Source organism: Mycobacterium shigaense (assembly GCF_002356315.1).
GTDB lineage: Bacteria > Actinomycetota > Actinomycetes > Mycobacteriales > Mycobacteriaceae > Mycobacterium > Mycobacterium shigaense.
Genome location: NZ_AP018164.1, coordinates 4921974 through 4948577 on the forward strand (window position 1 = coordinate 4921974; position 26604 = coordinate 4948577).

The 26604-nt window shown below is 67.7% G+C and carries 28 protein-coding genes, 1 tRNA gene and 1 pseudogene; 19 read left to right on the top strand and 11 right to left on the bottom strand.

Annotation, left to right across the window (positions count from 1 at the left end; translation table 11 throughout):
* Positions 1 to 27: 27 nt before the first annotated feature.
* A complete protein-coding gene (locus MSG_RS23165; RefSeq protein ID WP_096444753.1) occupies positions 28 to 378 on the bottom strand; it encodes a WhiB family transcriptional regulator in 351 nt (116 codons plus the stop codon).
* A gap of 385 nt (positions 379 to 763) precedes the next feature.
* On the opposite strand from MSG_RS23165, the gene ponA2 reads away from it, so the two are divergent.
* From ponA2 to MSG_RS23195, 6 genes and pseudogenes are all read left to right on the top strand, one after another.
* A complete protein-coding gene (gene ponA2, locus MSG_RS23170; protein WP_096443366.1) occupies positions 764 to 3178 on the top strand; it encodes a transglycosylase/D,D-transpeptidase PonA2 in 2415 nt (804 codons plus the stop codon).
* A gap of 53 nt (positions 3179 to 3231) precedes the next feature.
* Complete coding sequence (locus MSG_RS23175; RefSeq protein WP_096443368.1) at positions 3232 to 4191, top strand: metallophosphoesterase; 960 nt, start codon at positions 3232 to 3234, stop codon at positions 4189 to 4191.
* Positions 4188 to 5294 (top strand): L-cysteine desulfhydrase Cds1, encoded by a 1107-nt coding sequence (gene cds1 / locus MSG_RS23180; RefSeq protein ID WP_181159182.1) that lies wholly within the window; start codon positions 4188 to 4190, stop codon positions 5292 to 5294. The genes MSG_RS23175 and cds1 overlap by 4 nt, the downstream gene beginning before the upstream one ends.
* A 60-nt stretch (positions 5295 to 5354) precedes the next feature.
* Positions 5355 to 5431, top strand: a tRNA-Pro gene (locus MSG_RS23185).
* Positions 5432 to 5540: 109 nt separating this feature from the next.
* Positions 5541 to 7014 (top strand): annotated as a pseudogene (locus tag MSG_RS23190) (multicopper oxidase family protein).
* 123 nt (positions 7015 to 7137) lie between these two features.
* Entirely contained in the window at positions 7138 to 7686 is a 549-nt protein-coding gene (locus MSG_RS23195; protein ID WP_096443370.1) for a hypothetical protein, read from the top strand.
* Positions 7687 to 7772: 86 nt separating this feature from the next.
* On the opposite strand, the gene MSG_RS23200 is transcribed toward MSG_RS23195, so the two are convergent.
* Positions 7773 to 8153 (bottom strand): thiol-disulfide oxidoreductase DCC family protein, encoded by a 381-nt coding sequence (locus MSG_RS23200; RefSeq protein ID WP_096443372.1) that lies wholly within the window; start codon positions 8151 to 8153, stop codon positions 7773 to 7775.
* A 45-nt stretch (positions 8154 to 8198) separates the two neighbouring features.
* Positions 8199 to 8495 (bottom strand): DUF4193 domain-containing protein, encoded by a 297-nt coding sequence (locus MSG_RS23205; RefSeq protein WP_096443374.1) that lies wholly within the window; start codon positions 8493 to 8495, stop codon positions 8199 to 8201.
* Between the two features lie 185 nt (positions 8496 to 8680).
* On the opposite strand from MSG_RS23205, the gene MSG_RS23210 reads away from it, so the two are divergent.
* A complete protein-coding gene (locus MSG_RS23210; protein ID WP_096443376.1) occupies positions 8681 to 9355 on the top strand; it encodes an HAD family hydrolase in 675 nt (224 codons plus the stop codon).
* A 7-nt stretch (positions 9356 to 9362) separates the two neighbouring features.
* Here the strand turns inward: MSG_RS23210 and MSG_RS23215 are convergent, their stop codons facing one another.
* Both MSG_RS23215 and MSG_RS23220 read right to left on the bottom strand, forming a co-directional pair.
* A complete protein-coding gene (locus tag MSG_RS23215) occupies positions 9363 to 9866 on the bottom strand; it encodes a DUF6328 family protein (protein ID WP_096443378.1) in 504 nt (167 codons plus the stop codon).
* Between the two features lie 44 nt (positions 9867 to 9910).
* On the bottom strand, positions 9911 to 10276 hold the full coding sequence (locus MSG_RS23220; protein ID WP_096443380.1) for an STAS domain-containing protein: 366 nt from the start codon (positions 10274 to 10276) through the stop codon (positions 9911 to 9913).
* A gap of 152 nt (positions 10277 to 10428) precedes the next feature.
* Here MSG_RS23220 and MSG_RS23225 point away from each other — a divergent pair, with 152 nt between their 5' ends.
* From MSG_RS23225 to MSG_RS23250, 6 genes are all read left to right on the top strand, one after another.
* Complete coding sequence (locus tag MSG_RS23225; RefSeq protein ID WP_096443382.1) at positions 10429 to 11328, top strand: STAS domain-containing protein; 900 nt, start codon at positions 10429 to 10431, stop codon at positions 11326 to 11328.
* A gap of 22 nt (positions 11329 to 11350) precedes the next feature.
* On the top strand, positions 11351 to 11740 hold the full coding sequence (locus MSG_RS23230; RefSeq protein ID WP_096443384.1) for an STAS domain-containing protein: 390 nt from the start codon (positions 11351 to 11353) through the stop codon (positions 11738 to 11740).
* Positions 11730 to 12140 (top strand): anti-sigma regulatory factor, encoded by a 411-nt coding sequence (locus MSG_RS23235; protein WP_096443386.1) that lies wholly within the window; start codon positions 11730 to 11732, stop codon positions 12138 to 12140. The genes MSG_RS23230 and MSG_RS23235 overlap by 11 nt, the downstream gene beginning before the upstream one ends.
* A 2-nt stretch (positions 12141 to 12142) precedes the next feature.
* Positions 12143 to 12769: a SpoIIE family protein phosphatase gene (locus tag MSG_RS23240; protein WP_096444755.1), complete on the top strand. Its 627-nt coding sequence runs from the start codon at positions 12143 to 12145 to the stop codon at positions 12767 to 12769.
* The gene (locus MSG_RS23245) at positions 12766 to 14991 is read left to right on the top strand and encodes a SpoIIE family protein phosphatase (RefSeq protein ID WP_096443388.1); all 2226 of its coding nucleotides are present in this window, start codon (positions 12766 to 12768) and stop codon (positions 14989 to 14991) included. The genes MSG_RS23240 and MSG_RS23245 overlap by 4 nt, the downstream gene beginning before the upstream one ends.
* A gap of 78 nt (positions 14992 to 15069) precedes the next feature.
* Entirely contained in the window at positions 15070 to 16071 is a 1002-nt protein-coding gene (locus MSG_RS23250; RefSeq protein WP_096443390.1) for an iron-containing redox enzyme family protein, read from the top strand.
* On the opposite strand, the gene MSG_RS23255 is transcribed toward MSG_RS23250, so the two are convergent.
* From MSG_RS23255 to MSG_RS23275, 5 genes are all read right to left on the bottom strand, one after another.
* Positions 16064 to 16273, bottom strand: a complete 210-nt coding sequence (locus MSG_RS23255; RefSeq protein WP_096443392.1) for a CDGSH iron-sulfur domain-containing protein — start codon at positions 16271 to 16273, stop codon at positions 16064 to 16066. The two genes, MSG_RS23250 and MSG_RS23255, sit on opposite strands and share 8 nt — an antisense overlap.
* A complete protein-coding gene (locus MSG_RS23260) occupies positions 16270 to 16956 on the bottom strand; it encodes a HemK2/MTQ2 family protein methyltransferase (protein WP_373421159.1) in 687 nt (228 codons plus the stop codon). The genes MSG_RS23255 and MSG_RS23260 overlap by 4 nt, the downstream gene beginning before the upstream one ends.
* Before the next feature lie 95 nt (positions 16957 to 17051).
* Positions 17052 to 17606, bottom strand: coding sequence for a type 1 glutamine amidotransferase domain-containing protein (locus MSG_RS23265; protein ID WP_096443394.1), 555 nt, complete (start codon positions 17604 to 17606; stop codon positions 17052 to 17054).
* Between the two features lie 137 nt (positions 17607 to 17743).
* Positions 17744 to 18730: an LLM class F420-dependent oxidoreductase gene (locus tag MSG_RS23270; RefSeq protein ID WP_096443396.1), complete on the bottom strand. Its 987-nt coding sequence runs from the start codon at positions 18728 to 18730 to the stop codon at positions 17744 to 17746.
* Positions 18731 to 18772: 42 nt separating this feature from the next.
* Positions 18773 to 19237: a GatB/YqeY domain-containing protein gene (locus tag MSG_RS23275; protein WP_096443398.1), complete on the bottom strand. Its 465-nt coding sequence runs from the start codon at positions 19235 to 19237 to the stop codon at positions 18773 to 18775.
* Between the two features lie 137 nt (positions 19238 to 19374).
* On the opposite strand from MSG_RS23275, the gene MSG_RS23280 reads away from it, so the two are divergent.
* Genes MSG_RS23280 through MSG_RS23300 form a run of 5 tightly spaced genes read left to right on the top strand, consistent with a single transcriptional unit; the run spans position 19375 to position 24638 of the window.
* Positions 19375 to 20523, top strand: coding sequence for a DUF7847 domain-containing protein (locus tag MSG_RS23280; RefSeq protein WP_232011110.1), 1149 nt, complete (start codon positions 19375 to 19377; stop codon positions 20521 to 20523).
* Between the two features lie 17 nt (positions 20524 to 20540).
* The gene (locus MSG_RS23285; protein WP_096443400.1) at positions 20541 to 21197 is read left to right on the top strand and encodes a DUF4129 domain-containing protein; all 657 of its coding nucleotides are present in this window, start codon (positions 20541 to 20543) and stop codon (positions 21195 to 21197) included.
* Complete coding sequence (locus tag MSG_RS23290) at positions 21194 to 22342, top strand: DUF4350 domain-containing protein (protein ID WP_096443402.1); 1149 nt, start codon at positions 21194 to 21196, stop codon at positions 22340 to 22342. The genes MSG_RS23285 and MSG_RS23290 overlap by 4 nt, the downstream gene beginning before the upstream one ends.
* Entirely contained in the window at positions 22339 to 23316 is a 978-nt protein-coding gene (locus MSG_RS23295; RefSeq protein WP_096443404.1) for an AAA family ATPase, read from the top strand. Before MSG_RS23290 ends, MSG_RS23295 begins: the two co-directional genes overlap by 4 nt.
* On the top strand, positions 23316 to 24638 hold the full coding sequence (locus tag MSG_RS23300) for a DUF58 domain-containing protein (RefSeq protein WP_096443406.1): 1323 nt from the start codon (positions 23316 to 23318) through the stop codon (positions 24636 to 24638). Before MSG_RS23295 ends, MSG_RS23300 begins: the two co-directional genes overlap by 1 nt.
* A 19-nt stretch (positions 24639 to 24657) precedes the next feature.
* On the opposite strand, the gene MSG_RS23305 is transcribed toward MSG_RS23300, so the two are convergent.
* Complete coding sequence (locus MSG_RS23305; protein WP_096443408.1) at positions 24658 to 25659, bottom strand: stage II sporulation protein M; 1002 nt, start codon at positions 25657 to 25659, stop codon at positions 24658 to 24660.
* Positions 25660 to 25736: 77 nt separating this feature from the next.
* On the opposite strand from MSG_RS23305, the gene MSG_RS23310 reads away from it, so the two are divergent.
* Positions 25737 to 26594, top strand: coding sequence for an RDD family protein (locus MSG_RS23310; RefSeq protein WP_096443410.1), 858 nt, complete (start codon positions 25737 to 25739; stop codon positions 26592 to 26594).
* The last annotated feature ends 10 nt before the right edge of the window (positions 26595 to 26604 follow it).

Genomic DNA, 26604 nt, shown 5'->3' on the forward strand with positions numbered 1-26604 from the left:
TGGCGATAGACCCGGTCGCAAGTGAGGCTAGCTGACTCCGCGGTTGCGGCGCTTGTCGAAGAAGTCGGACCACGACACGACCTCGGGATGTTGCTTGAGCAATGCCCTGCGCTGGCGTTCGGTCATGCCTCCCCAGACACCGAACTCCACCTTGTTGTCCAGCGCGTCTGCGCCGCATTCCTGCATTACAGGGCAGTGACGGCAGATAACCGCCGCCTTACGTTGTGCAGCGCCCCGCACGAATAGTTCGTCGGGATCCGCGGTCCGACACAGCGCCTGGGACACCCAGGCGATGCGTTCTTCCGCGTCCACACTGCGGAGCACCCCCTGTGCTGCCGAAATGTTCGTTCGACGCGCCGTCGATCGTGTTCCTGACACGAGTTGTTCCCTTTCCTCCCGGTCGCGGATGGCGACCGTCCTCCTGGGGTCCACACCCCGGCTGCGATCCACGCCACACTGTGCAGATCCGTGTTACCTGAATCTCACCGTCTGTATAAGTTAGGTGGTCAAATAGCAATTGCGCAACAGTCTCATAACGCTTTTTTTGGGACGGCCGTGCCGTCTCGTCTCAAATCTTAAGCCGAGAACTACCCCTGCTGACACACAAATTGGTGGGTGATCGGTGAAACGGGCCGAAACACCCCCACTAACCACGACAAACTGCCTGTTCAAGACGTGAATCACATTGGATCATCGCGCGATGAAATTCCCCTAAGAACTCGATGCCACGGCCGGCCCCGCGGGGGCCGCTACTGTAGTACGCATGTCAGACCGCCCGCCGGCAGCCCTCACGGTTCTCAAGCTGGCCGGATGCTGTCTGCTGGCCGGTGTCGTCGCGACGGCGCTGATGTTCCCCCTCGCGGGCGGCCTGGGGCTGATCTCGAACCGGGCCTCGGAGGTCGTCGCCAACGGGTCGGCTCAACTGCTCGAGGCACAGGTGCCCGCCGTGTCGACGATGGTCGACGCGAAGGGCAACGTCATCGCGTGGCTCTACGAGCAGCGCCGCTTCGAGGTGCCCAGCGACAAGATCGCCAACACGATGAAGTTGGCGATCGTCTCGATCGAGGACAAAAGGTTCGCCTATCACAACGGGGTGGACTGGAAGGGCACGCTGACGGGATTGGCGGGCTACGCGTCCGGCGACGTAGACACCCGCGGTGGCTCGACGATCGAGCAACAGTACGTGAAGAACTACCAACTATTGGTCACGGCCAAGACCGACGCCGAGAAGCGCGCGGCCGTGGAGACTACCCCGGCACGCAAGCTGCGTGAGATCAGGATGGCGCTGACGCTGGACAAGACGTTCAGCAAGCCGGAGATCCTGACCCGATACCTGAACCTGGTGTCGTTCGGCAACGGGTCGTTCGGGGTGCAAGACGCCGCGCAGACGTACTTCGGCATCAACGCCTCCGACCTGAACTGGCAGCAGGCGGCGCTGCTGGCCGGCATGGTGCAGTCGACCAGCGCGCTCAACCCTTACACCAACCCCGACGGTGCGCTGGCCCGGCGCAACCTGGTCCTGGACACGATGATCGACAATCTGCCGCAGGAGGCCGACGCCCTGCGCGCCGCCAAGACCACGCCGCTGGGCATCCTGCCGCAACCCAACGAGTTGCCGCGCGGCTGCATCGCGGCGGGCGATCGCGCCTTCTTCTGTGACTACGTCCAGGCCTACCTGTCCCGCGCCGGGATCAGCAAGGAACAGGTGTCCCGCGGCGGCTACCTGATCCGCACGACGCTGGACCCCGACGTGCAGAACCCGGTCAAGGCGGCCATCGACAAGTTCGCCAGCCCGAGCCTGCCCGGCATCTCCAGCGTGATGAGCGTGATCAAGCCCGGCAAGGATTCGCACAAGGTGATGGCGATGGCCAGCAACCGCACCTACGGGCTGGACATGGATGCCGGTCAAACGATGCGACCGCAACCGTTCTCGCTCGTCGGCGACGGCGCGGGGTCGGTGTTCAAGATCTTCACCACGGCGGCCGCCCTGGACATGGGCATGGGCATCAACGCGACGCTCGAGGTGCCGCCGCGCTTCCAGTCCAAGGGCCTGGGATCGGGCGGGGCCAAGGGCTGCCCCAAAGACACCTGGTGCGTGGTCAACGCCGGTAACTACCGGGGTTCGATGAACGTGACGGACGCGCTGGCCACCTCGCCCAACACCGCGTTCGCCAAGCTGATCTCACAGGTCGGCGTGACGCGGACCGTCGACATGGCGGTCAAGCTGGGGCTGCGGTCCTACGCCGACCCGGGCACCGCGCGCGACTACAACCCGGACAGCAACGAGAGCCTGGCCGACTTCGTCAAGCGGCAGAACCTCGGTTCGTTCACGCTGGGTCCCATCGAGGTGAACGCGCTGGAGCTGTCGAATGTCGCGGCCACGCTCGCCTCCGGTGGCACCTGGTGCCCGCCCAACCCGATCGACAAGCTGGTCGACCGCAACGGCAACGAGGTCGCGGTGACGACCGAGACCTGCGATCAGGTCGTGCCCGAGGGGCTGGCCAACACGCTGGCCAACGCGATGAGCAAGGACGCCACCGCAGGCGGCACCGCCTCGGGCTCCGCCGGCGCCGCGGGCTGGGACCTGCCGGTGTCCGGTAAGACGGGCACCACCGAGGCCCACCGCTCCTCCGGATTCGTCGGCTTCACCAAGTACTACGCGGCCGCCAACTACATCTACGACGACTCGACCACCCCGACGGACCTGTGCTCGTCGCCGCTGCGGCACTGCGGCGAGGGCGACCTGTACGGCGGTAACGAGCCGGCGCGCACCTGGTTCACCGCGATGAAGCCGATCGCCACCTCATTCGGGCCCGTGCAGCTGCCCCCGACCGACCCCCGCTACGTGGACGGGTCGCCGGCCGGGCGGGTGCCCAGCGTCGCCGGCCTGGATCTGGACGCGGCGCGCGCCCGACTCAAGCAGGCAGGCTTCCAGGTCGCCGACCAACCGAACGGGGTGAACAGCACCGCCAAGGCCGGCGAGGTGGTCGGGACGATACCCAGCGGGCAAACGATTCCGGGCTCCATCATCACGATCCAGACCAGCAACGGCATTCCGCCGGCACCGCCGCCACCGCCGGAGGGCGCGCCGGTGCCGGTCGGATCGCAGGTCGTCGAAATTCCGGGCCTGCCGCCGATCACCATCCCGCTGCTGGCTCCGCCGCCACCGCCGCCGTAACAACGCGCCCGAGAGTGGGTCCTTCAGTCCTCCACCGGCAGTAGGCTGCAGGCATGGCTGATGTTCTGCCCACTCTCCTGCGCACCGGGGCCGTGGCACTCGGCTCGACCGTCGCGGGCATCGGTTATGCCGCGGTCGTCGAGCGCAACGCGTTCATCCTCCGCGAGATCACGATGCCCGTATTGACGCCGGGATCCACGCCGCTGCGGGTGCTGCATATCAGCGATCTGCACATGCTGCCGAACCAACGCCGCAAACAAGCCTGGGTGCGCGAGCTCGCCAGCTGGGAACCCGACCTGGTCGTCAACACCGGCGACAACCTGGCTCACCCCAAGGCGGTGCCGGCGGTCGTGCAGACGCTGGGCGATCTGCTATCGCGTCCCGGGGTGTTCGTCTTCGGCAGCAACGACTACTTCGGTCCGCGGCTGAAGAACCCGATGAACTACCTGACCGACCCGTCGCATCGCGTCCGCGGCGAGCCGCTGCCCTGGCAGGACCTGCGCGCGGCGTTCACCGAGCGCGGCTGGCTGGACCTCACCCACACGCGCCGCGAATTCGAGGTGGCCGGCCTGCACATCGCCGCGGCGGGCGTGGACGACCCCCACATCGACCGGGACCGCTACGACGCGATCGCCGGGCCCGCCAACGCGGCGGCGAATCTGCGGCTGGGCCTGACACATTCGCCGGAGCCGCGGGTTCTGGACCGCTTCGCCGCCGACGGGTATCAGCTCGTGATGGCGGGCCACACGCACGGCGGGCAGCTGTGTGTGCCGTTCTACGGCGCCCTGGTGACCAACTGCGGCCTGGACCGCACCCGGGCCAAGGGACCGTCGCGCTGGGGCGCCAACATGCAACTGCACGTCTCGGCCGGGCTCGGCACCTCGCCGTTCGCGCCGGTGCGCTTCTGCTGCCGCCCCGAGGCGACGCTGCTGACCCTGATCGCCGCCCCCATGGGCGGGCGGGATTCGACCAGCGATCGGGACCGTACCCAGCCAGCGGCTTCGCTGCGTTGAGCGACCGGACGCGCATCGCGGTCCGCAGCCCGGCACGTAGCTGGGGCGACAACGCCGTTCGGCTGATCGAGGCCGACGCCCGGCGCAGCGCCGACACACATCTGTTGCGCTATCCCCTGCCCGCGGCGTGGGGCGGCGACGTGGATGTCGCGCTGTACCTCAAGGACGAGACGACGCACATCACCGGCAGCCTCAAACACCGGCTGGCCCGCTCGCTGTTCCTGTATGCGCTGTGCAACGGGTGGATCGGCGAGAACACGACGATCGTCGAGGCGTCCTCCGGTTCGACGGCCATCTCCGAGGCCTACTTCGCGTCGTTGCTGGGTCTGCCGTTCATCGCGGTGATGACGAAGAGCACCAGCTCGTCGAAGGTGGCGCTGATCGAATCACACGGCGGCCGTTGCCATTTCGTCGAAAATTCGAGCCAGGTGTACGCCGAGGCGCAGCGGCTGGCGGACCAGACCGACGGTCATTACCTGGACCAGTTCACCAATGCCGAACGCGCCACCGACTGGCGGGGCAACAACAACATCGCCGAGTCGATCTTCACCCAGATGCACGACGAGCAGCACCCGATCCCGGAGTGGATCGTGGTCGGGGCGGGCACCGGCGGAACCAGCGCGACGATCGGCCGCTACATCCGTTACCGGCGGCATGCGACCCGGCTGTGCGTGGTGGACCCGGAGAATTCGGCGTTCTTCCCCTCATACGCGCAGGGCCGCGACGACATCGTCATGACGGCGTCGTCGCGGATCGAGGGCATCGGCCGGCCGCGGGTGGAGCCGTCGTTTCTGCCCGGTGTGGTCGATCGCATGGTGTCGGTGCCCGACGCGGCGTCGATCGCCGCCGCGCGCCATGTCAGCGCCGTGCTGGGCCGGCGGGTGGGACCGTCGACGGGGACCAACCTGTGGGGCGCCTTCGGGCTGCTGTCCGAGCTGGTGGCGGCCGGGCGCGGCGGTTCGGTGGTGACGCTGCTCGCCGACAGCGGCGACCGCTATGCCGACACGTACTTCGACGACGAGTGGGTCGCCGGCCAGGGGCTCGATCTCGCCGGCCCTGCGCAGGCGCTGGTCGAATTCGAGCGGAACTGCGCCTGGGCCTAGTCATTGGCCAGCGGTTTGGCACCGCCGTGGGCCGGTGCGATACGCTGTCGTGGCTTCAGGCGGGGTGTGGCGCAGCTTGGTAGCGCGCTTCGTTCGGGACGAAGAGGCCGTGGGTTCGAATCCCGCCACCCCGACCAGTTTTTCCACTGGCGTCCGCCGGGTCGCTAGACCTCCGCTGGCGACCGGCGCGTCGGTGTCTTTGAGCGCCCCCTCTGCCGGGAATCGTCGACGGCATAGCCTGGCAGCGTGCTTGATAGACGCGAGTTGCTCAAGTGGGGCGGGCTGGCAGCGTTGGCGGCCGCCGGCGGCGCGACCGCCGGTTGTTCAACGACGCGTGCCACCGTCCCCGCCGAACGGCAAGCCCGACTACACCCTGCGAATCGGTTCTGCCGCTGTCGAATTGGCCCCGGGCCGCAACGTCACCACGACGGTCTACAACAGTCAGTTCCCCGGTCCGTTGGTGCGGTTGACAGAGGGGCAGCGGACCTGGGTGGACGTCTACAACGACACCGACGTGCCTGAACAACTGCACTGGCACGGTCAACAGCTGGGCACCGACGTCGACGGCGCGGCCGAAGAGGGCACGCCCTACATCCCTCCACACGGCATGCGCCGCATCACTTTTGTGCCCGGCCCGCCCGGCTTCCGCTTCTATCACACCCACGTGGTGCCGCGCGACAACTTGTCCCGCGGCCAGTACACCGGCCTCGTCGGCCCCGTCTATGTCGCGCCCAAGCATGACCTCGGCGGCTATGACCAAGAATTCTTCCTGACCCTCAAGGAGTTTGAGCCCACCTTCACTCGCGGCGGCGATATGCCTAACGACTTCCTGGCCGGTGCGCCGGACGCCGAACTCAAGGAAAAGGGTGAGGCCGCCATGGCGTCGTCGCTCGGCCGCGGCGATCCGCACGGCAACGAGGTCAGCTACGGGGCGTTCGCCGTCAACGGCCGCATGCTGGGCCACGGCGAGCCCCTGCGGGTCCGGGCCGGCCAGCGCGTGCTCCTGCATGTTCTCAACGGCAGCGCGACGGAATCGCGCAGCCTGGCCCTGCCCGGCCACACCTTCACCGTCATCGCGTTGGACGGCAATCCGGTGCCGAATCCCTCGCAGGTCCCGGTGCTGTGGCTCGGCGCGGCCGAACGGATCTCCGCGCTCGTCACGATGAACTTTCCGGGGGTCTGGGTCCTCGGCGATCTCTCCGACGACGACCGCGGACGCGGAATGGGCGCCGTCGTGGAATACGCCGGGCGCACCGGCGGACCGCAATGGTCGGCACCCCCGCCGTTCAAGTGGGATTATCGGATCTTTGCGACGGTCAATCCGCTAGCGACCGCGCCGCCCGATCGGACGATCGAGATGCTGATCGAGAAGCGTAACGCCGCGGACAACGGCTTCAACGTCTGGACGCTCAACGGCACGGCGTTCTCCATGGACGCCAACAAGCCTGTGCTGGATCTGCAACTCGGCAACCGCTACCGGCTGCGATTCCACAACGCCAGCGACGACCTGCATCCAATGCACCTGCACCGCAACACCTTTGAAATCACCCGATTCGCCGGGGCCGCAACCGCGGGCGTGCGCAAAGACGTCGCGATGCTCGGCGGCTACCAGACCATGGAGGTCGATTTCGTCGCCGACCAGCCCGGCCTGTCCCTGCTGCACTGCCATCAGCAGATTCACATGGACTACGGGCTCATGGTGCTGCTCAACTCCGCCTGATCGCCGGAGAGCCTGCGCGAATTCCTCCACGTCAACAGCATTCGCATCGCGATGCCCGAACCCACGCGGGCGCGGCGATCGTCGGGTCGCTGGGGCGACGGCCCCCGGTTAGACTTTGCTGGCATGGTGGCGGTTCGAGCGGTCTCCGGCGACGGGGACCCTGATCGGTTGCGCGGTGGCGTCGCCGAATTCCCCGTCCATCCGACGCTGTCGCAGATCGCGCAGCGGCAGAATCAGATCGACGCGTGGGACGCATTGCGCGTCGGCGGCTACCGCTTCGCGAAACCCGGCACCATCATCAGCTTTCTGCTCACGGCCGCGATGGTGGTTCTGGTGGTCACGCCGGTCCCGCCGAATTGGCCGTGGGACATCCCGCTGTGCATCGTGTCTATCTTCTCGGCCGTCGTGATGGTGGTGTGCGGCCTGTTATGGCTCGACAGGCCGTCCGCCGGGCCGCGCCCCGAGTTGCTGGAGATCGTGCCGTTCACCCGCGCGGAAAACCTGCAGTTGATGCGCGCCCAGCCCGCCGAGCCCTACTGCGCGACCTGCGTCTGCCCGGGATGCGGCGACGAATCCACCCATCTGCTGCGCAAACCCAGCGACGGCGAGCCGGACTGGGCGACCGTCACCCGACGCTGCCGCATCTGTCAGAGGGAGTGGGCGCAGGCTTGAATTGTGTTCACGCGCCGATGCTTCCGTTAAAAATAACCCGGTTACTTCCTGGAACTCGTTGCACGGCAACATGTTCGGACACCGCCTCAGGCGCACCGCTCCGGCTGGGCGTCGCAGAGCGGCGTCACGCCGCGGAAACGATACCGGTGTGTCGCCACCCAGCGATAGACGGCGTCTTGCAGCCCACCGACGGCCGGGAGGCGATAGAACCACAACGGCAATCGCGTGCCCAGGGCCGCGGAAAGAGCCGCATTCATCGCATGGGCGCCGGCGAAGATCTCGCCGGATGAGTCGAGCCACCACGCCGATTCGGTGAACCGGTCGTCGGTGACACCCAGCACCCGGGCGATCTCCGGCGTCTGGAACGGTTCGATGCGCAGTCTGCCGCGCCGATCCCACCGTGCCAGCCGGTTGACCACGCGGGTGCACATGCCGCATCGGCCGTCGAACGCCAGAGTGCCGCGCATGAACTCGATGCTAGCCACCCCGCCCGTTCCCCGCAGGCGGCCTGGTTACGCGCAGTCGGCGCAGACCGGAAGCCCCGACCCGGACGCCCGCATCCGGTTGCGATGCTGCACCAGGAAGCAACTCGAGCAGGTGAACTCGTCGGTGCGCTGCGGAATGACCGTCACCGAGAGTTCCTCACCCGACAAATCCACGTCGGGCGGCTCGAAAAAGAGCACGTCGCTGGCGTCCTCGTCGACGACCCCCCTGGCCGGACCGCTGGGTGCCAGCTCGCGGAGGGTGGAAGAGTCCGACATCTCGGGTTCGGGCGCACGGCGTGCGTCGTAGTCGGTTGCAGTCGCCATAAGTTGTCCCTCCTGCCAGGTCACGGGCTGACGCACTTGCCTGTACTCGCCCGTGGGTCACTCGATACCCCGTCCGGGCATCAACCACACTGATAAATCGTTAAAAAATTGCGCGCTCGAAAAATTCGGGTCATCCCGGGCGGCTTTCCCGTGTCGGCCCACACCTGGCCGGGTATGCCGCAGCGATGAATGCTCCCGCCGTCTTGTTCGACGTCGACGGAACCCTCGTCGACTCCACCTATCTACACGTGTACGCGTGGCAGCGCGCCTTTGCCGACGAAGACGTGCCGGTCGCGGCCTGGAAGCTGCACCGCTGCATCGGCATGGACGGCGCCAAGCTGGTGCGCACGCTGTCCCGCGACGCCCCGGCCGACGTGCAAGACCGGCTCAGCGATGCCCACAGCCGGTACTACCGCGACGTGCTGCCGCTGCTGGCGCCCCTGCCCGGGGCCCGCGCCCTGCTGCGTGACGTCGCCGACTTCGGGCTGCAGGTGGTGCTGGCCAGTTCGGCCCCGGAGGACGAATTGGACATCCTGCGCAGGGTACTCGATTGCGACGACGTCATCGCGGCGACCACGTCGTCGCGTGACGTCGACACCGCAAAGCCCGAGCCCGGCATCGTGGAAGTCGCGCTGGATCGCGCGGGGGTGGTCGCCGATAAGGCCGTGTTCGTCGGCGACGCCGTGTGGGACGCGCACGCCGCGAAGGCGGCCGGCGTCGCGTGCATCGGGCTGTTGAGCGGGGGCATCGCCGAGGCGGAGCTCAAGGCGGCGGGCGCATCCCCGGTCTTTTCCGACCCGCAGGACCTGCTCGACCAACTGGACTTCACGCCGATCGTCGGACTGGCGGCCAGCCCCTGACCTACGGTCAGTCAGCCCGGGCGCCGCGCAACGCCCTCGGCACGATCAGCCAGAACACGGTGAACAGCACCAGCGCGCAACCACCCGCGACCAGCCCCGCGGTGCGTCCGGACACCGCGGCGAACACGATGATCGTCACCCCGCTCAGCGCGAAACCCAGCATTGTCAGCCCGGCAAACGCGCAGCGGTGCGCGGCGGAGACCAGCACCTGTAGCAGATGGCGCCGGAACAGCATCCGGTGCATCGCCACGGGCGCGATCAGCAGGACCGTCGCGGCGACCGAGCATCCCACCGTCGCGAGATACGCCATCCGCATCGGGACGGCCAGAACGTCGAACCGCTGCTGGAACGGCAGGGTCAACAGGAACCCGGTGAGCAGCTGCACCCCGGTCTGCACGACGCGAAGCTCCTGCAGCAGGCTGTTCCAATTGCGGTCCAGCCGTTCGATTTCAGTCTCGCCGCGTTCGCTGCGGTCCCACTGCTGGTCGTGTTCCGGATGATCAACATCCATGATCGTGATCCTTGCACCGGGCGCGCGCACCGACGGTGCGGGTGCTAACGGTTGAGCTTGCCGTCCCGCACCGCGGTCAACGCGTCGTCCAAAGTCGGGTACAGCGGGAACGTCTTGTCTAGACCCGTCAGGTGAATCGGGCGCCGGGTCGCCGGTCCGCGGGCCACCACCCCGAAATCGGCGGTGCCGAGCTTCTCGTAGGTGGCCGCGAGGATCTTCAGCCCGACCGACCCGAGGAACTCCACCGCCGACAGATCGATGACCAGTGCCGTCGGACCCTCCGCTACCACCGCACCGATGGCTTGTTCCAGGGCGGGAGCGGTGACCAAATCGATTTCACCGCTGACGCTGACTACGGACACCCCGTCGTGGTCCGCAACCAACGTGGTAATCGAATCAGGAGCTGACAATGGCGATCCTTCGTCCGGGCCTTACGTGTGGTGCAAGCCTAACCTGCCTTGCGAACTGCGAGAAGAAGAAGACCTCTACACCTGCCCCGCGCCAATTCAGGCTAGTCTCCCCATAGAACGTGCGCACTGCGACGCGGCACTCGGGAGGCCAGATGTCAGATTCGCCGTCAGACTTCAGCACCGGCACCGCCACGCAGACGGCCAGCATTTCCAGTGAAGGCCTGCTGCCCCAGCTGGTGCAGCACTTGCGGCAGAATCGCACCGTCCTGCGCGAGGAATGGGCGCGCAGAATCACCGAAGCCGAATTACTCACGGCGATGACGCCGGAGGAGCTGTTCTCCGAGGCGACCGCCGTCTATGACAACTATGTAGAGGTACTCGAGACAGGTTCCGTCGAGGCCCTGCAGGCCTATGCGCGCGACCTGTCGGAACGCATCATCCCGCGGGGCGTCGAGACGGACGAGGTGCTGGGCATCGTGCTGTTGTTGCGCGACGTGCTGGCGCGCTCGTTATTCGAGAAATATCAGACCGACTTCGAAATGCTCAACCGCGTTCTGGACGCCTACGAGCCGGCGGCCAACCGCATCGCCAACACCGTGGGCGTGTCCTTCGTGCAGGAACGCGAGCGCATCATCCGCCAGCAGCAGGAGGCCATCCGCGAGCTGTCGACGCCCGTGCTGCAGGTCCGCGAGCAGCTGCTGATTCTGCCGATCATCGGCGTGTTGGACAGCCAGCGCGCCCGCCAGGTCACCGAACAACTACTGCGGGCCATCCGCGCGAATCGCGCGAAGGTGGTCGTCATCGACATCACCGGTGTGCCCACCATCGACTCGACGGTGGCCAACCACCTGGTGCAGACCGTGGACGCATCGGGGTTGATGGGCGCGAGCGTGATCATCACCGGCCTGTCCTCCGAGATCGCTTTGACACTAGTCACCATCGGGCTGGACCTGTCGAAGATGAACGCCGTCGGTGACCTGCAGGGTGGTATCGAAGAGGCCGAACGCCTGTTGGGTTACGAAGTCACCCGCACCGGCGAGCAGACCGGGTGAGCACGACCAGCGCAGGCGCCGCATGCCAGTACCCATCCTGAAACAGGGCGCGATTCTCATCGCCACGGTGCAGGCCGCCCTCTCCGACTCCGACACCGAACGCCTGCGCGAAGACCTGATGGAGCAAGTCAGCAGATTCCGCGCGCAGGGCATCGTGGTCGACGTCACGGCCATCGACGTGATGGATTCCTTCGCGGCCCGCTCGCTGCGCACGATCGCGCACATGACCCGATTACGCGGCGCCGACACGGTGATCGTCGGCTTGCAGCCAGAGGTCGCCTTCGCCATGGTCCAGCTGGGCCTGGCGTTCGACGACATGAACACCGCGCTTGACCTCGAAGAAGGACTTGCCCTCCTGAATCGCCAACGCGGACTGGGCAAATCAACGATCGGGCGCGACGGTGGCGTGTGACATCGTCGTCGCTATCAACAATTCCGACGACATCGTCGAAGCCCGCAAGGCCGGACATCAGCTGGCGCTGAGCCTCGGGTTCTCGCTGACCGATGTCACGATGATCGCCACGGCGATCTCCGAGATCGCCCGAAACATCACCAGTTATGCCGGCCGCGGCGCGGTGCGGGTCGAGGTGGCCGAACGCGAGGGGCGAAAGGCTTTGGTGGTTCGCGCCGAAGACGACGGCCCGGGCATCGCCGACATCGAGCGGGCGATGGAGGACGGCTATTCGACTGGTCGCGGGTTGGGCATGGGTCTGCCGGGTGCGCGACGGTTGATGGACCGGTTGGTCGTGGAATCCTCGCTCGGCCACGGCACGGTCATCGAGATGTGGAAATGGGTTCCGGCCCGTGCCTGACCGTGCATGACAACGGCCGACTGGGGCCGATCGAATGGGCGACCGCCGGTCGTCCGCTCCCGGGCGAGCACGCCTCCGGCGACCAGCCGATGGCGATCGCGATCGATGACGACTCGGCGTTGTTCGCGGTGTTCGACGGACTCGGCCACGGGCCGGCCGCGGCGGCCGCCGCGATGCGTGCCGTCGAGGCGTTGCAACGGGCCCCGGGCGAGCGGGTCGAAGTCCTGGTCCAGCTCTGCCATCGGGTGCTGTCGGGAACCCGCGGGGTCGCCATGACGCTGGCGCGGGTGGATTTCACGAGCAGCACGCTGACCTGGACCGGGGTCGGAAATGTGAGCGCGAACCTGGTCGCCAAGGATGCGACGGGCATCCACATCCGGTCCAGCGCGCGCCTAGCCGCAGGCATCGTCGGCTACCGGATACCGGAAATCCGCCCGGCACAAGTCGTTTCGATGCGAGCCGGCGACCTGATCGTCATCGCCACCGACGGCATCGACGACGACCACCTCGACCACATCGATTTCGCCAGCCCGGCTACCGCCATCGCCGAAGTCATGCTGGCCAAACACGCCAAGGAATCCGACGATGCCCTGGTGCTCGCCGCGCGTCATCGGGGGACTTCGACATGACCGGCACCGAAGACTTCCATGCGCAATACATCGCCGCGCTGACGTCCTACGTCGCGGCCCGTAACGACGACAGCCTGTCGATCGCCCACGAGCTCGGTCGGCGCGCCCTGCAAGAGCAGATCAGCATGCTCGACATCATCGAGCAACACGTTCGGCTGGTCCTCGAGCTCTCGAAGGACATCCAGGTCGACGCACCGATCGCGCTGGAATTCCTGTTGCAGACGCTGGCCCCACTGGACGTCGCGACCCGCGGATTCCTCGACGGGACCAGGCGTTACGCCGAACAACGGGCGCGCGCCGAGGGCCTGGCCGACCGGGACAAATTCCGCACCGCCCTGGTGAATTCGTTGCAGGAAGGCTTCTTCGTCGCCGATCACGAGGGCTCGGTCGTGGAGATGAACAAGGCCTTCATCGACATCCTCGGCTATCCCGACGAGGGGCTACCGTACCGCTGGCCGCACCCGTGGCTGGTCGACAAAAAGACCGCGCGCCAACAACAATCCCGGGTCCGCACCAATGGCAGCGCCGAATACGAGACGCCGATTCGGCATCGCGACGGCCATCTCGCGTGGGTGACGGTCACTATCAACGCGGTCAAGGAAACCGGCAGCGACCGCGCCGTCTACGTCGGTACCATCCGCGATATCACCGCCGAACGAGCCTTCGCCGCAAGGGAATCCGCGGTACTACGGCTGGCCACCGCGGTCGCGGTGGCCAAGAGCGTGGCCGAGCTGCTGTCGATCACGCTGGACGAGTGTCGAACCGCGATCGACGTGCGGCGGGTGGTCGCCGTGTCATGGCCCAGCGGCGACGGCGAACCGACCGTCCAGGTTGCGGGCGAGCCCGCCGTATCGAACTGGCGCGAACTCGATCCGTGGTTGCGCCACACCTTCTCCGATGCCCGCCACCAGCTGCCGCTGACGGCCAAGACCGTTGATCGACCCGAAAACCCCGGCAAAGCACAGGGATTGGTCGCGGTGCTCTCCGGCGCCGGCGACCTAGCATTGTGGCTGGAGTTGCAGGCGCCGCGCTGGATCAGCTCCGAGGACCGGCTGCTGGTCACGGTGCTGATCGGTCACCTGAGTCTGGCGATGCAGCACGTCCGTCAGTTCGAAAGCGCCCGAGAGACATCGCTGACCTTGCAGCGCGCGATGCTGCCGCCCGCGGCGCCCCCGACCGGGTTCGCGGTGCGCTACGAACCCGCCGTCCCGCCGCTGGAGATCGGCGGCGATTGGTATGACGTGCTGCCCATCGGCGATCAGCGAATCGGGATCGTGGTCGGCGACTGCGTCGGCCGCGGCCTGCCGGCCGCCGCCATCATGGGGCAGCTGCGCAGCTCGGCCCGGGCGCTGTTGATCAACGGGGCCGAGCCCGCACGATTGCTCGAACAGCTCGACTCGGCCGCCTCGCTGATTCCAAACGCCTACTGCACCACCGTATTTCTGGCAGTACTTGACACCGAATCCGGGCTGCTGCACTACAGCAATGCCGGCCACATGCCCGCGATGCTCGTCCGCCCCGAATCCGGCACGTCATTGCTCAACGACGCCCGGTCGGTGCCGCTGGCGGTCCGGCGCGAGCACCCTCGCCCCCAGGCCTCCCTGCTGCTGCCGTTCGGCTCGACGTTGATGCTGTTCACCGACGGCCTGGTCGAGCGCAAACACGAATCGATCGACGACGGGATCGACCGCGCCGCAGCCGCTTTGGTGGAGACCATGAGGCTGCCCCTGGGCAGCGTCGCCGAGGCCGTCCTTCGCGAGCTGGCCCCGGCGGCGGGATACGACGACGACGTAGCGATGGTGATCTACCGGCGCGAGGGCGCACCTCTCCGAATCGAAAGCGAAGCCGCCGCGGAGGAATTGGCAGATATCCGGCACCGGCTGAGCGACTGGCTGCGCGACCTCGACGTCCCGGACACGCTGATCGAGGACATCGTGCTGGTGGTCAACGAGGCGTGCACCAACTGTGTCGAACACGCCTATCGCGGGCACGAGTCCGGGACGATGGTGCTCGAGGTCGAAGCCTTCGACGCCGAGATTGCGGCTCGCATCACCGATTCGGGTTCGTGGAAGCAACCCAAGGCGAACCCCGGCAACAGCGGGCGGGGCCTGGTACTGATGCAAATCCTCAGCGACACGCTGGAGATCGACAGCGCCGCGACCGGCACCACGGTAGATATCATCTTCCGCCGGTCGACACCGGCCGAGCGCGACGACCGCTAGGGCCGCAGAAGTGTCCGCGATACCGTTTGCCAGCAGCCCCGGTGTGGTATGTGAACAGACGTGACGCGAGCATCGACCATGGTTGAACCGGCCCTACCGGCGGCGCACGGGCCACTGTCGACGGCCGTGCAGCATGCCCTGACCGGACCGCCGTCGCACGACCAGCTCACCCAGGTCAGCGCGTCAGTGCGCGATTCGGACCCCTACGGCCTGGACCTGCACCTGGCCTTGTGCATGTGCTACGAGCTGCACTATCGGGGTTTCGCGGGCGTGGACCCCACCTGGGAGTGGAATCCCGACCTGCTGCACCTGCGCGCCGAGCTGGAGCGGGCATTCCTGACCGGTGTGCGCCGGGACGTCGGCCCCATCGAACCCGGCCGCAGCGCGGCCGAGGAGATGGCGGCGCTGTCGATCGAGCCCGTCAACGGCACCGGGCCGTCGTATCACCTGCGTGACACCGGAACCTGGCAGCAGATGCGCGAGTATCTCGTGCACCGATCGGTCTATCACCTCAAAGAGGGCGATCCACACGCCTGGGCCATCCCCCGGCTGACGGGTGGCGCCAAGGCCGCGTTCGTGGCGATCGAATTCGACGAGTACGGTGCAGGCGTTGGACCGCGGGTGCATCAGCAGCTGTTCGCCGATCTGCTCGCCGCGGCCGATCTGGATCCGACGTATCTCGGCTACCTCGATGCCGTGCCCGCCGAGGCGCTTGCGGTGGTGAACCTGATGTCGATGTTCGGCCTGCACCGCCGGCTGCGCGGCGCGGCGATCGGGCACTTCGCGGCGACGGAGATTACCTCGCCGCCCGGCTCACGGCGGATGGTCCAGGCGCTCGACCGCATGGGCGCGCCGCTGCCCTGCATCGCGTTCTACGGCGAGCACGTCGAGGCCGATGCGGTGCATGAGCAGGTGGTGCGCCTCGACGTCGTCGGCGATCTCGTCGCCCGCGAACCGCAGCTGGAGCATGACGTCGTCTTCGGTATCCGCGCGAACGCCGTCGTCGAAAGCCGGCTGGCGGACACGATCATGTCCTGCTGGACGCAGGGCGAATCGTCGTTGCGGCTGCTGTTCAGTTAGCCTCCGGCACAAAATCTTTGATGCTGCGACAGCGCCGGTGGCTGGTGTCGCACAGCGGATACTGCTTGCTGCGTGAACAGCTGCAGATGGCGACCATGAATCGGTCGGATTCGACCACCTGACCGTCGGGCATTTCGATGCGCACGGGACCCGACACCAGGACCGGACCCTTGGGTATCACGCGCACCCGGGTCGCGGTCACGGCTTGTCCGCCCGGATGACCACCAGCTCCTCTTCGCGGCAGCCGCGGCGCAGCAGGCCGGCCTCCTCGAGCCATTCGGCCCGGGCCGACAGCACGGGCCCGAATGGAATCCAGTGCGAGGCAACGACTTCAGCGTCCATGCCGGTGGATCGTAACGTGTCGAGTGAACGTTGGGTACCGGCGAGGGCCGACTGCACCAACAGCAGAGACCCGCCGTCGCACAGCAGCTTTGACACCGACGCACACAGCGGATCCAGCACCAGCCGGCCATCGGGACCGGCGTTCCACGCCCACGACGGTCCGGTACCCGACGGCAGCACCTCACCCTCGGCCTGGGTGGGCACGTAGGGCGGATTGGACACGACGACGTCGAACGGGTCGCAGTCCAGCGCTTCCATCCACGAGCCCTCACGCACGTCGACTTCGACTCCGGCAACCGCGACGTTGACCCGCGAGCAACGCACCGCGTGCGCGCAGATGTCGAACGCGGTGACGTCGGCACACCCCATTTCGGCCGCCGCGATCGCGACGAAACCGCTGCCGGTACACAGATCGAGCACCCGCCGGTGCGGGAGCAGCCCGCTGCTTTGCATCGACTCGACAAGCAGTCGCGAGTCGTCTTGGGGCTGATATACGCTGCAATCAGCCGCAAATCCGACCGGGGCGGGGTACGCGATGGTCAACGGTGAGCCTTCCAACATATTGCCGCGGCGTTCACGGCACATCGTGGATAGTGCCCACAATGCAGTGCCCCAAACGAAGCCGCGATTCGCGAAAGTCAGCCCGCGGCGGCGTGCGCGAATTGCGCGATGATCGTCGAGCAAAACGCGGGCAAGTCCGACGGCGAACGACTCGAAATCAGATTGCCGTCCACGACGACTTCCTCATCAACGACATTCGCGCCCGCATTGCGCAGGTCGGTGCGAATGCTCGGATACGACGTCAGCGTACGACCGGTCGCCACACCCGCCTCCACCAGCGTCCACGGCCCGTGGCAGATCGCCGCGACCGGCTTCCCGGACTGGACGAATTCGCGAACAAACGAGACGGCCGACTCGTCGGCGCGCAGCTTGTCCGGATTAACCGTGCCGCCGGGCAGCACCAGCCCGTCGAACTCGCCGACCGACGCATCCGCGACCGCTCGATCGACCCTGAACTCGCCCGCCGGTTCCAGATCGTGATCCCGCGCCTGGATCTCGCCGGGCCGCAACGAAAGAATCTCCGTCTGGGCACCGGCTCCCTCCAGGGCCGCCCGCGGCTGTTCGAGTTCAACCTTCTCCACACCATCGGCGGCCAAGATGGCGATTCGCTTGCCTTGCAATTCTTTTGACATCGTCTTCTCCCTTATATCGATCCGTTGCGGACAGTGCGCACTGCCACATACAAGTCCAAAGCACCGTTCCCGACAGCGCCGCGACGGCGATGGCGCCGCGTCGGCGGCGCCCCTTCCGCTTCACGCCAAACGACGGATCAAGCCGACGCTTCCCGCAATGCCTTCAGCAATGGGGCCGCGGCCTCGGAAAGAAATAGGTCCTGCGTGTCGCCGCCGATCTGGATCAACGCCACGTCAGTGAAGCCGGCCTCCCAGTACGGGCGGACCGCGTCGACGATCGCGCCCAGGTCGGGCCCGCACGGAATGCTCGCCGCGACATCTTCCGGCCGGACGAATTGCGTCGCACCCGCAAAGCCGGCCGGCGTCGGCAGGTCCGCATTGACCGACCACCCCCCGCCGAACCACCGGAACTGGTCGTGCGCGCGGGCGATCGCGGTGTCGCGGTCAGGGTCCCAGCACACCGGCACCTGGCCGACCACCCGTCCGCCTTCGGCGCCGTTAGCGGCCTGCCGAGCGCCGTGCCAGGCGTCGACCAATTCCCGGTCCGGTTGCACCGCGATCAGGTGGTCGGTGAGCTTGGCGAACTTCTCGACGCTGTTCGCCCCGCTCATCGCGACGCCGATGCCCACCGGCACGTCCGGCAGGTCCCACAGGGGCGCGGAGTCGACCTGGAAGTAGTCGCCACGCCAGTTCACCAGCCGGCCGCCGAACAGTTCGTGGATGATCTTGATGGCCTCGCGCAGCATGTCCTGGCGCTGCCCGACCGTCGGCCAACCCCTGCCGACGACGTGTTCGTTGAGGTTTTCGCCGCTGCCCAGCCCGAGCGTGAACCGCCCGTCGGCGAGGATCTGCACGGTGGCGGCCTGTTGGGCGACGACGGCCGGGTGATAGCGCATGGTCGGGCAGGTGACATACGTGTAGAGGTCCACCTGCTCGGTGGCGTGTGCCACGGCACCCAGTACCGCCCAGGCGTTGGGTGCATGGCCTTGCGACGTCAGCCACGGGGAGAAATGGTCGCTGCAGACCTCGAAGTCGAATCCACACGCTTCAGCCGAAACCGCGTACTGGACAAGGTCTTTGGGCCCGCTCTGCTCGGTCATCAGGGTGTAGCCGAACTTGGTCATACGCAGTCGATTACCCCGGTGCCACCCGCACAAACCCGATCGTCAGAGGCGCTCTTTGACCGCCGCCGACAGCCGCGCGCCGTCGGCCTTGCCGGCCGCGATCGCGGTCGCGGCCTTCATGACCTGGCCCATCTGCTTGACCCCGGGGCGTTCCCCGATCGCCTCGGCAACCTGGGCGATGGCGGTGTCGACGACGTCGGCCAGCTCGGCCTCGGTCAGCGGCGTGGGCAAGTATTCGTCGATGACGCGGGCCTCGGCGTGCTCGGTGGCGGCCAGCTCGCCGCGGCCGTTCTGGGTGTAGATCTCGGCCGACTCGGCCCGCTTGCGGGCCTCTCTGGCCAGCACCTTGAGAACTTCCTCGTCGGAGAGCTCCCTGGCTTGCTTGCCCGAGACCTCCTCGGTCTGGATCGCGGCCAACAGCATGCGTAGGGTGGCCGTCCGCAACTTATCCTGGGCCTTCATTGCCTCGGTCAGGTCCGCCCTGATCCGGGATTTGAGTTCCGCCATGCTCAAGACGCTACGCGTACCGGCATTCGGAGAGACTGTGCAGGCCAGCGGGGCGGGACGCGAGACTGTCCAAGATTGTGAAATGACCCCGCCGCCGACAGGATGGAAGCCATGACGAACGACGACGGCTGCCGGACATGGTGAGCGCACAGCCGCCTGGCTATCCGGTTGGTCCGCCGCCCTATGGACCGCCACCCGGCTACGGCTACGGCCATGGCTATGGCCCCCCTGCCTACCGCCCGCCACCCGGCTACGGCCCGCCACCCGGCTACGGCCCGCCACCCGGGTATGGTCCGGGGCCGGGCCCGTCGGCGCTCAAACCCGGGATCATCCCGCTGCGGCCGCTGACCCTGAGCGAGATCTTCAACGGCGCCGTCGGCTACATCCGCACCAATCCGAAGGCGACGCTGGGCCTGACGGTGCTGGTCGTGGTGGCCATGCAGGTCATTACGCTGGCCGCCACCGCCGGACCGCTGGCCGCGTACGGCCGGATGGCCAGCGAACAGCCGGACCGGCCGAACTTCGGCGTCCTGGGCGGGTATTTGGCGTCGGTGTCCGGCAGCATGCTGGTCACCTGGCTGGGCAGCATGCTGCTGTCCGGCATGCTCACCGTCATCGTCGGGCGCGCGGTCTTCGGTTCGTCGATCACCATCGGCGAGACCTGGGCCAAGATTCGCGGGCGGCTGCTCCCCCTGCTCGGCCTGGCGTTCCTGGAAGCGGCGGTGCTGGCGGCCCTGGTCGGGCTGGTGGTGGTGCTCATCGCCGTGCTCGCAGCGGTCGCGGGCGGCGTCGCGGCGGTGCTGCTGGGTATCCCGCTGACGCTCGCCGTGCTCGTGTTGGCGGTCTACCTCTACACCGTGGTGCTGTTCGCACCGGTGCTGATCGTGCTGGAACGGCTCCCCGTCATCGAGGCGGTAACCCGGTCCTTCTCGCTGGTGCGCCACGGCTTCTGGCGGGTGCTGGGCATCCGGGTACTGACCCATATCGTGGCCGCCGTCATCTCGGCCGCCGTCGCCGCGCCGTTCAGCATCGTCAGCCAGGTGATGATGATCGGGGAGGCATCGACCGCAATGCTGCTCGCCGGCACCACGATCGCCGCCATCGGTGGGGCGATCGGACAGATCATCACGGCGCCGTTCAACGCCGGCGTCATCGTGCTGCTCTACACCGACCGCCGGATGCGTGCCGAGGCATTCGACCTCGTGCTGCAGAGCGGCGCCGCCGGCGGCCCCAGCGCCGACTCGTCGACCGACAACCTCTGGCTTACCCGGCCTTTCGCAGGCTGAGCGAGGATTAACTGACAGTGCCCTCTATCGACATCGACCGCGATGCCGCGCACCAGGCCGCACAAACCGAGCTCGACAAGCCGATCTATTCCAAAGCCTCCGCGTGGCAACAGTTCATGGACTGGATCAACGAACTGGTGTACCGGCTGCTGCAGCAGACTTCGACGATCCCCGGCGGCTGGTTCACCGCAACGGTGTTGCTGATCCTGCTCGTCATCGCGGTGATCGTCGCCGTCCGCATCGCCCGGCGGACCATGCGCACCCGGCGCGGCGGCGCGGACTACCTGCTGTTCGAGGCCGCCGAACTCACCGCGGCGCAGCATCGCGCGATCGCCGAAAACTCTGCCGCCGAGACAAATTGGGCCGCTGCCATCCGGCACCGACTGCGGGCGGTGGCTCGTCAACTCGAAGAGACGGGCGTGCTCGAACCGCTACCGGGGCGCACCGCCAACGAGCTCGCCACCGCCGCCGGCGCGGTGCTGCCCCACCTGGCCTCCGAGTTGTCCAGGGCTGCAACGACGTTCAACGACGTCACCTACGGCCAACAGCCCGGGACCCAGGCCGCCTACCAGATGATCGTCGACCTGGACGATCACCTGCGCTCGCGCATCCCGGGCACTGCGTCGGCCGCCGGGCAGCCCGTCGCCGTCGATTCCTGGGCACAGGTCCGATGACGGTCACCGATGCGGGGCGACCGCAAGCCGCGGGCGCCACGGGGCGATGGCGGTCCTGGACCTGGGTCGTGCTGGCCCTGCTGGTGCTCGCGGCCGTCGCCGCGATCGGCACCTACCTGACCGCGCCGCGGGCGGGCGGGCGAATGGACCCCGCTGCTACCGATCCCGATGGCGCCCACGCACTGACGGCCCTGTTGCACGACGGCGGCGTCGAAATAGTGGTCGCCGACACCATCGCCGACGTCGAACGGGCCGCACGCCCCGACACGCTGATCCTGATGGCGCAGAGCCAGTACCTGACCGACGACAGCCTGCTGGACCGCCTGGCGAGAGCCCCCGGCGACCTACTGCTGGTCGAACCGACCGTGCGAGCCCGTGCGGCACTGCTGCCGGGCGTGCGCATCTCGCCATCCAGCGATTTCGACATCAACCCGAATTGCACTCTGCGCGAAGCCACTCGAGCCGGATCGGTACGTTTCGGCCCGAGTGACAGCTACCAGACCGGCAAGGATCGAACCGTCACCACATGTTACGACGGCGTGCTGATCCGGTATCGGGACGGCGGGCGCACGATCACGGCGGTGGGCAACACGAACTTCATGACCAACGGCGGCCTGGTGCAGGCCGGCAACGCCGCACTGGCGATGAACCTCGCGGGCGATCGACCCCGCCTCATCTGGTATGCACCTCATCGCGTCGAAGGCGAAAGGTCTTCCACCGCATCGCTTTCAGATCTGATTCCGGACAACGTGATATGGGTGGTCTGGCAGCTCTGGCTGGTCGTGCTACTCGTGGCCGTGTGGAAGGGCCGCCGGCCCGGGCCTCTGGTCGCCGAGCCGCTGCCCGTCGTGGTTCGTGCGTCGGAAACAGTGGAGGGCCGCGGCCGGCTGTACCGATCTCGCCGGGCCCGCGACCGCGCGGCCCAGGCGCTGCGCACCGCGACGATGCACCGCCTGCTGCCCCGCCTCGGCCTGGGCGCCCAGGCGCCGGCGCAGGCAGTGGTGGCGACCGTGGCCCAGCGCAGCGGAACCGATGCGGGATCGGTTTCCTACCAGCTGTTCGGCCCGCCCCCGGCCACCGACCACGACTTGCTCCAACTCGCCCGCGCGCTCGACGAAATCGAAAGGCAGGTCGCCCACTCGTGACTCACCCGTCTGCGGACTCCACCCCCACCGCTGAATCGGCGCGCGACGCCCTGCTGGCATTGCGCGGCGAACTCGCCAAGGCCGTCGTCGGGCAGGAAGGCGTCGTCAGCGGCTTGGTGATCGCGCTGCTGTGCCGCGGCCACGTGCTGTTGGAAGGTGTTCCGGGAGTGGCGAAGACGCTGCTGATCCGCGCGCTGGCGGCCGCCCTGCAACTGGAATTCAAGCGGGTGCAGTTCACCCCCGACCTGATGCCCGGCGACGTCACGGGCTCGCTGGTGTACGACACGCGCAGCGCCGTGTTCACCTTCCGGGCCGGCCCGGTGTTCACCAATCTGCTGCTGGCCGACGAGATCAACCGCACCCCACCGAAAACACAGGCCGCGCTGCTCGAGGCGATGGAGGAGCGTCAGGTCACCGTCGACGGCGAACCCCGGCCGCTGCCCGACCCGTTCATCGTCGCCGCGACGCAGAACCCGATCGAATACGAAGGCACCTACCAGTTGCCCGAGGCCCAGCTGGACCGCTTCCTGCTGAAGCTGAATGTGACGCTGCCGTCCCGTGATTCGGAGATCGCCATCCTCGGCCGCCACGCGCACGGCTTCGATCCCCGCGATCTGTCCGACATCCAGCCGGTGGCCGGGGCCGCCGAGCTGGCCGCGGGTCGCCAAGCCGTGCAACAGGTTCTGGTCGGCGACGAGGTGCTCGGCTACATCGTCGACATCGTCGGCGCCACCCGCTCGTCGCCCGCACTGCAACTGGGTGTGTCGCCCCGGGGCGCGACAGCCCTGCTGGGCACCGCCCGGTCCTGGGCATGGCTGTCCGGCCGCAACTACGTCACCCCCGACGACGTCAAGGCCATGGCGCGCCCGACGCTGCGGCACCGGGTGATGCTGCGTCCCGAGGCCGAGCTGGAGGGTGCCACGCCGGACGGCGTGCTGGACGGAATCCTGGCGTCGGTTCCGGTGCCCCGCTAGTGATCCTCACCGGCCGCACCGGCCTGCTGGCGCTGATCTGCGTCCTTCCGATCGCGCTCTCCCCATGGCCGGCAAGGGCTTTCGTGATGCTGTTGCTTGCGCTGACGGCGGTGCTGGCGATCGACATCGCGCTCGCGGCCAGCCCGCGCAGGCTGAGCTACACCCGCTCGCCGGACACCTCCGTTCGGCTCGGCCAGCAGGTGGGCGCCACTCTGCTGGTCCACAACGACGGGCGGCGAGGCTTTCGCGGCCAGATCCGCGACGCCTGGCCGCCCAGCGCGCGCGCCGAACCGCGCATCCACCCGGTCCGCATTGCCGCCGGGCAGCGGCAGCAGGTCCAGACACAGCTGCGCCCGGTTCGACGCGGCGATCAGCGGGCGGCGGTGGTCACGGCCCGCTCGATCGGCCCGCTCGGACTGGCCGGGCGACAGAGTTCGCAGTCCGTGCCCGGGCAGCTGCGGGTGCTGCCGCCGTTTTTGTCCCGCAAGCATTTGCCGTCGCGGCTGGCCAAACTGCGCGAGATCGACGGGCTGTTGCCGACGCTGATCCGGGGGCAGGGTACCGAATTCGACTCGCTGCGCGAATATGTCGTCGGTGACGACGTGCGCTCCATCGATTGGCGGGCCACCGCGCGGCGCGCCGACGTCATGGTGCGTACGTGGCGGCCCGAACGCGACCGGCGCGTGGTGATCGTGCTCGACACCGGGCGCATGGCGGCCGGACGGGTGGGGGTCGATCCGACCGCCGCCGATCCCGCGGGGTGGCCCCGCCTGGACTGGTCGATGGACGCCGCACTGCTGCTGGCCGCGCTCGCGTCGCGGGCCGGCGACCACGTCGACTTCCTCGCCCACGACCGGGTGAGCCGGGCCGGCGTGTTCGGCGCCTCCCGCACCGAGCTGCTTGCGCAGCTGGTCGAGGCGATGGCACCGCTGCAGCCGACGCTGGTCGAATCGGATTGGCGGACAATGGTTGCCGCCATCGCCCGGCGCACCCGGCGACGGTCGCTGGTGGTGCTGCTGACCGACCTCAACGCGACCGCCCTCGACGAGGGACTGCTGCCGGTGCTGCCGCAGTTATCGTCCAGGCACCACGTGATGCTCGCCGCGGTCGCCGATCCGCGGGTAGACCAGATGGCTGCGGGCCGGTCGGATGCGGCCGCGGTCTATGACGCCGCCGCCGCCGAGCGGTCCCGCAACGACCGCAGCGCGATCGCGACCCGGCTGCGCCGCAGCGGGGTGGAAGTCGTCGATGCCCCGCCCTCCGAGCTCGCACCGGCGCTGGCCGATCGTTATCTGGCGATGAAAGCGACTGGGCGGCTGTAACTTTCCGGGCAACTGGAGCTTAATGCGTCGGGACGACGTCGGGCGCGTCCTCGATGTCGCCGGTCTCCCCCACCTTGGCGGCGCGGCGGCCAAAGTAGACGATGTAGGACAGGAATGCCGCCTCGGCGACGATGCCGATGCCGACCCGGGCGAACGTCGGCAACGACGACGGTGTCACCAGCGCTTCGATCAGGCCCGAGATCAGCAGCACGCCCACGAGTCCCACCGCGACCGACACCACAGCCCGGCCCTGCTCGGCAAGTACCTGGCCGCGGGGGCGGTCTCCGGGAGAGATCACCGACCAACCCAGCCGCATCCCCGCCGCGGCGGCCAGGAACACCGCCGTCAGCTCGAGCAACCCGTGCGGAAGCAGCAGTCCCAGCAGCAGGCCGCCCTTGCCGGCCGGAAACATCAGGCCCGCGATCACCCCGACGTTGGCGGCGTTCTGGAACAACACGAACGGGATCGGCAGGCCGAGCAGCACAGCGAGCGCGATGCATTGAGCGGCCACCCACGAGTTGTTCACCCAAACCTGCAGCGCGAACGCCGCGGCCGGGTGTTCGCTGTAGTACGACGAGACGTCATGATTGATCAATTGATCGATGTCACTTGGTGTTCCGATGGCGGACTGGACCTCCGGGTTGCCGGCCACCCAGAACGCGATCACCACCACGACGGCGAAGAAGGCCACCGCGGAGCCCAACCACCAGCGCCATGCCCGGTAGGCGACCACCGGAAACGACACCGTCCAGAACCGGACGAACGCACTGGTGACCGGTGCGTGGGCGCCCGTCACCGCGGAGCGGGCGCGCGCGATCAGGCTCGAGAGCCGGCCGATCATCACCGAGTCCGACCCGATCGTGCTGGCCGAGCGCAGCGTCGACAGGTGGGTGGACACCCGCTGATAAAGCTCGACGAGTTCGTCTATCTCGGCACCGGTCAGCGACCTGCGCTTCTTGACCAACTGCTCCAGCCGGTCCCAGGTCCCGCGATGGGCCAGCACGAATGCGTCGACGTCCACCCTGGGCAGCCTAATCGCAGATGCGAGGTAGCTGGACGCCACCGACGGGACCCGGCCAACCTGTACCGTTCGGTGTTATGTCGGAGGTGGTGACCGGGGACGCCGTGGTGCTCGATGTGCAGATCGCCCAGTTGCCGGTGCGGGCGGTGAGCGCCCTGATCGACATCACGGTGATCTTCTTCTGCTACGTCCTCGGGCTGCTGCTGTGGGCGGCGACGCTGACGCAATTCGACGAGGCGCTGAGCGCGGCCGTGCTGATCGTCTTCACCGTGCTGGTGATCATCGGGTATCCCCTGATATTCGAGACCGCCACGCGGGGACGCTCGGTGGGCAAGATGGTGATGGGCCTGCGGGTGGTCGCCGACGACGGTGGCCCAGAACGCTTCCGGCAGGCCCTGTTTCGCGCGCTGGCCGCGGTGGTCGAGATCTGGATGTTCCTGGGCAGCCCCGCGGTCATCAGCAGCATCCTGTCGCCGAGGGCCAAACGCATCGGCGACATCTTCGCCGGCACCATCGTCGTGAGCGAACGCACGCCGCGGCCGGCGCCGCCGCCGATGATGCCGCCGTCGCTGGCCTGGTGGGCGTCTTCGCTGCAACTGTCGGGCCTGGATGCCGGCCAGGCCGAAGTTGCACGCCAATTCCTCTCCCGAGCAGCACAACTCGATCGCCGGCTGCGCCAGCAGATGGCCTACCGCATCGCTGGCGACGTGGTGTCCCGGATCGCCCCACCGCCCCCGCCCGGTGCGCCGCCGGAACTGGTGCTGGCGGCCGTGCTCGCCGAGCGGCACCGCCGGGAGCTGGCGCGGCTACGTCCACCGATGCCGCCGCAGGGGCCCACTCCTTGGCCTCCGCCCGCCGCATGGCCGGGCCAACAAGCGACGCAGGCGTCGCCGTGGCCGCCGCAGAATCCGGAAGGTTTTGCGCCGCCACATTAATCGATCGTGA

Bases quoted from the DNA above. Each gene is read 5' to 3' on its own strand.
- ponA2 (WP_096443366.1), top strand. From the start codon at position 764: ATGTCAGACCGCCCGCCGGCAGCCCTCACGGTTCTCAAGCTGGCCGGA.
- MSG_RS23175 (WP_096443368.1), top strand. From the start codon at position 3,232: ATGGCTGATGTTCTGCCCACTCTCCTGCGCACCGGGGCCGTGGCACTC.
- MSG_RS23195 (WP_096443370.1), top strand. From the start codon at position 7,138: ATGGTGGCGGTTCGAGCGGTCTCCGGCGACGGGGACCCTGATCGGTTG.
- MSG_RS23200 (WP_096443372.1), bottom strand. From the start codon at position 8,153: ATGCGCGGCACTCTGGCGTTCGACGGCCGATGCGGCATGTGCACCCGC.
- MSG_RS23205 (WP_096443374.1), bottom strand. From the start codon at position 8,495: ATGGCGACTGCAACCGACTACGACGCACGCCGTGCGCCCGAACCCGAG.
- MSG_RS23210 (WP_096443376.1), top strand. From the start codon at position 8,681: ATGAATGCTCCCGCCGTCTTGTTCGACGTCGACGGAACCCTCGTCGAC.
- MSG_RS23215 (WP_096443378.1), bottom strand. From the start codon at position 9,866: ATGGATGTTGATCATCCGGAACACGACCAGCAGTGGGACCGCAGCGAA.
- MSG_RS23225 (WP_096443382.1), top strand. From the start codon at position 10,429: ATGTCAGATTCGCCGTCAGACTTCAGCACCGGCACCGCCACGCAGACG.
- MSG_RS23230 (WP_096443384.1), top strand. From the start codon at position 11,351: ATGCCAGTACCCATCCTGAAACAGGGCGCGATTCTCATCGCCACGGTG.
- MSG_RS23245 (WP_096443388.1), top strand. From the start codon at position 12,766: ATGACCGGCACCGAAGACTTCCATGCGCAATACATCGCCGCGCTGACG.
- MSG_RS23250 (WP_096443390.1), top strand. From the start codon at position 15,070: ATGGTTGAACCGGCCCTACCGGCGGCGCACGGGCCACTGTCGACGGCC.
- MSG_RS23265 (WP_096443394.1), bottom strand. From the start codon at position 17,606: ATGTCAAAAGAATTGCAAGGCAAGCGAATCGCCATCTTGGCCGCCGAT.
- MSG_RS23270 (WP_096443396.1), bottom strand. From the start codon at position 18,730: ATGACCAAGTTCGGCTACACCCTGATGACCGAGCAGAGCGGGCCCAAA.
- MSG_RS23275 (WP_096443398.1), bottom strand. From the start codon at position 19,237: ATGGCGGAACTCAAATCCCGGATCAGGGCGGACCTGACCGAGGCAATG.
- MSG_RS23280 (WP_232011110.1), top strand. From the start codon at position 19,375: ATGGTGAGCGCACAGCCGCCTGGCTATCCGGTTGGTCCGCCGCCCTAT.
- MSG_RS23290 (WP_096443402.1), top strand. From the start codon at position 21,194: ATGACGGTCACCGATGCGGGGCGACCGCAAGCCGCGGGCGCCACGGGG.
- MSG_RS23310 (WP_096443410.1), top strand. From the start codon at position 25,737: ATGTCGGAGGTGGTGACCGGGGACGCCGTGGTGCTCGATGTGCAGATC.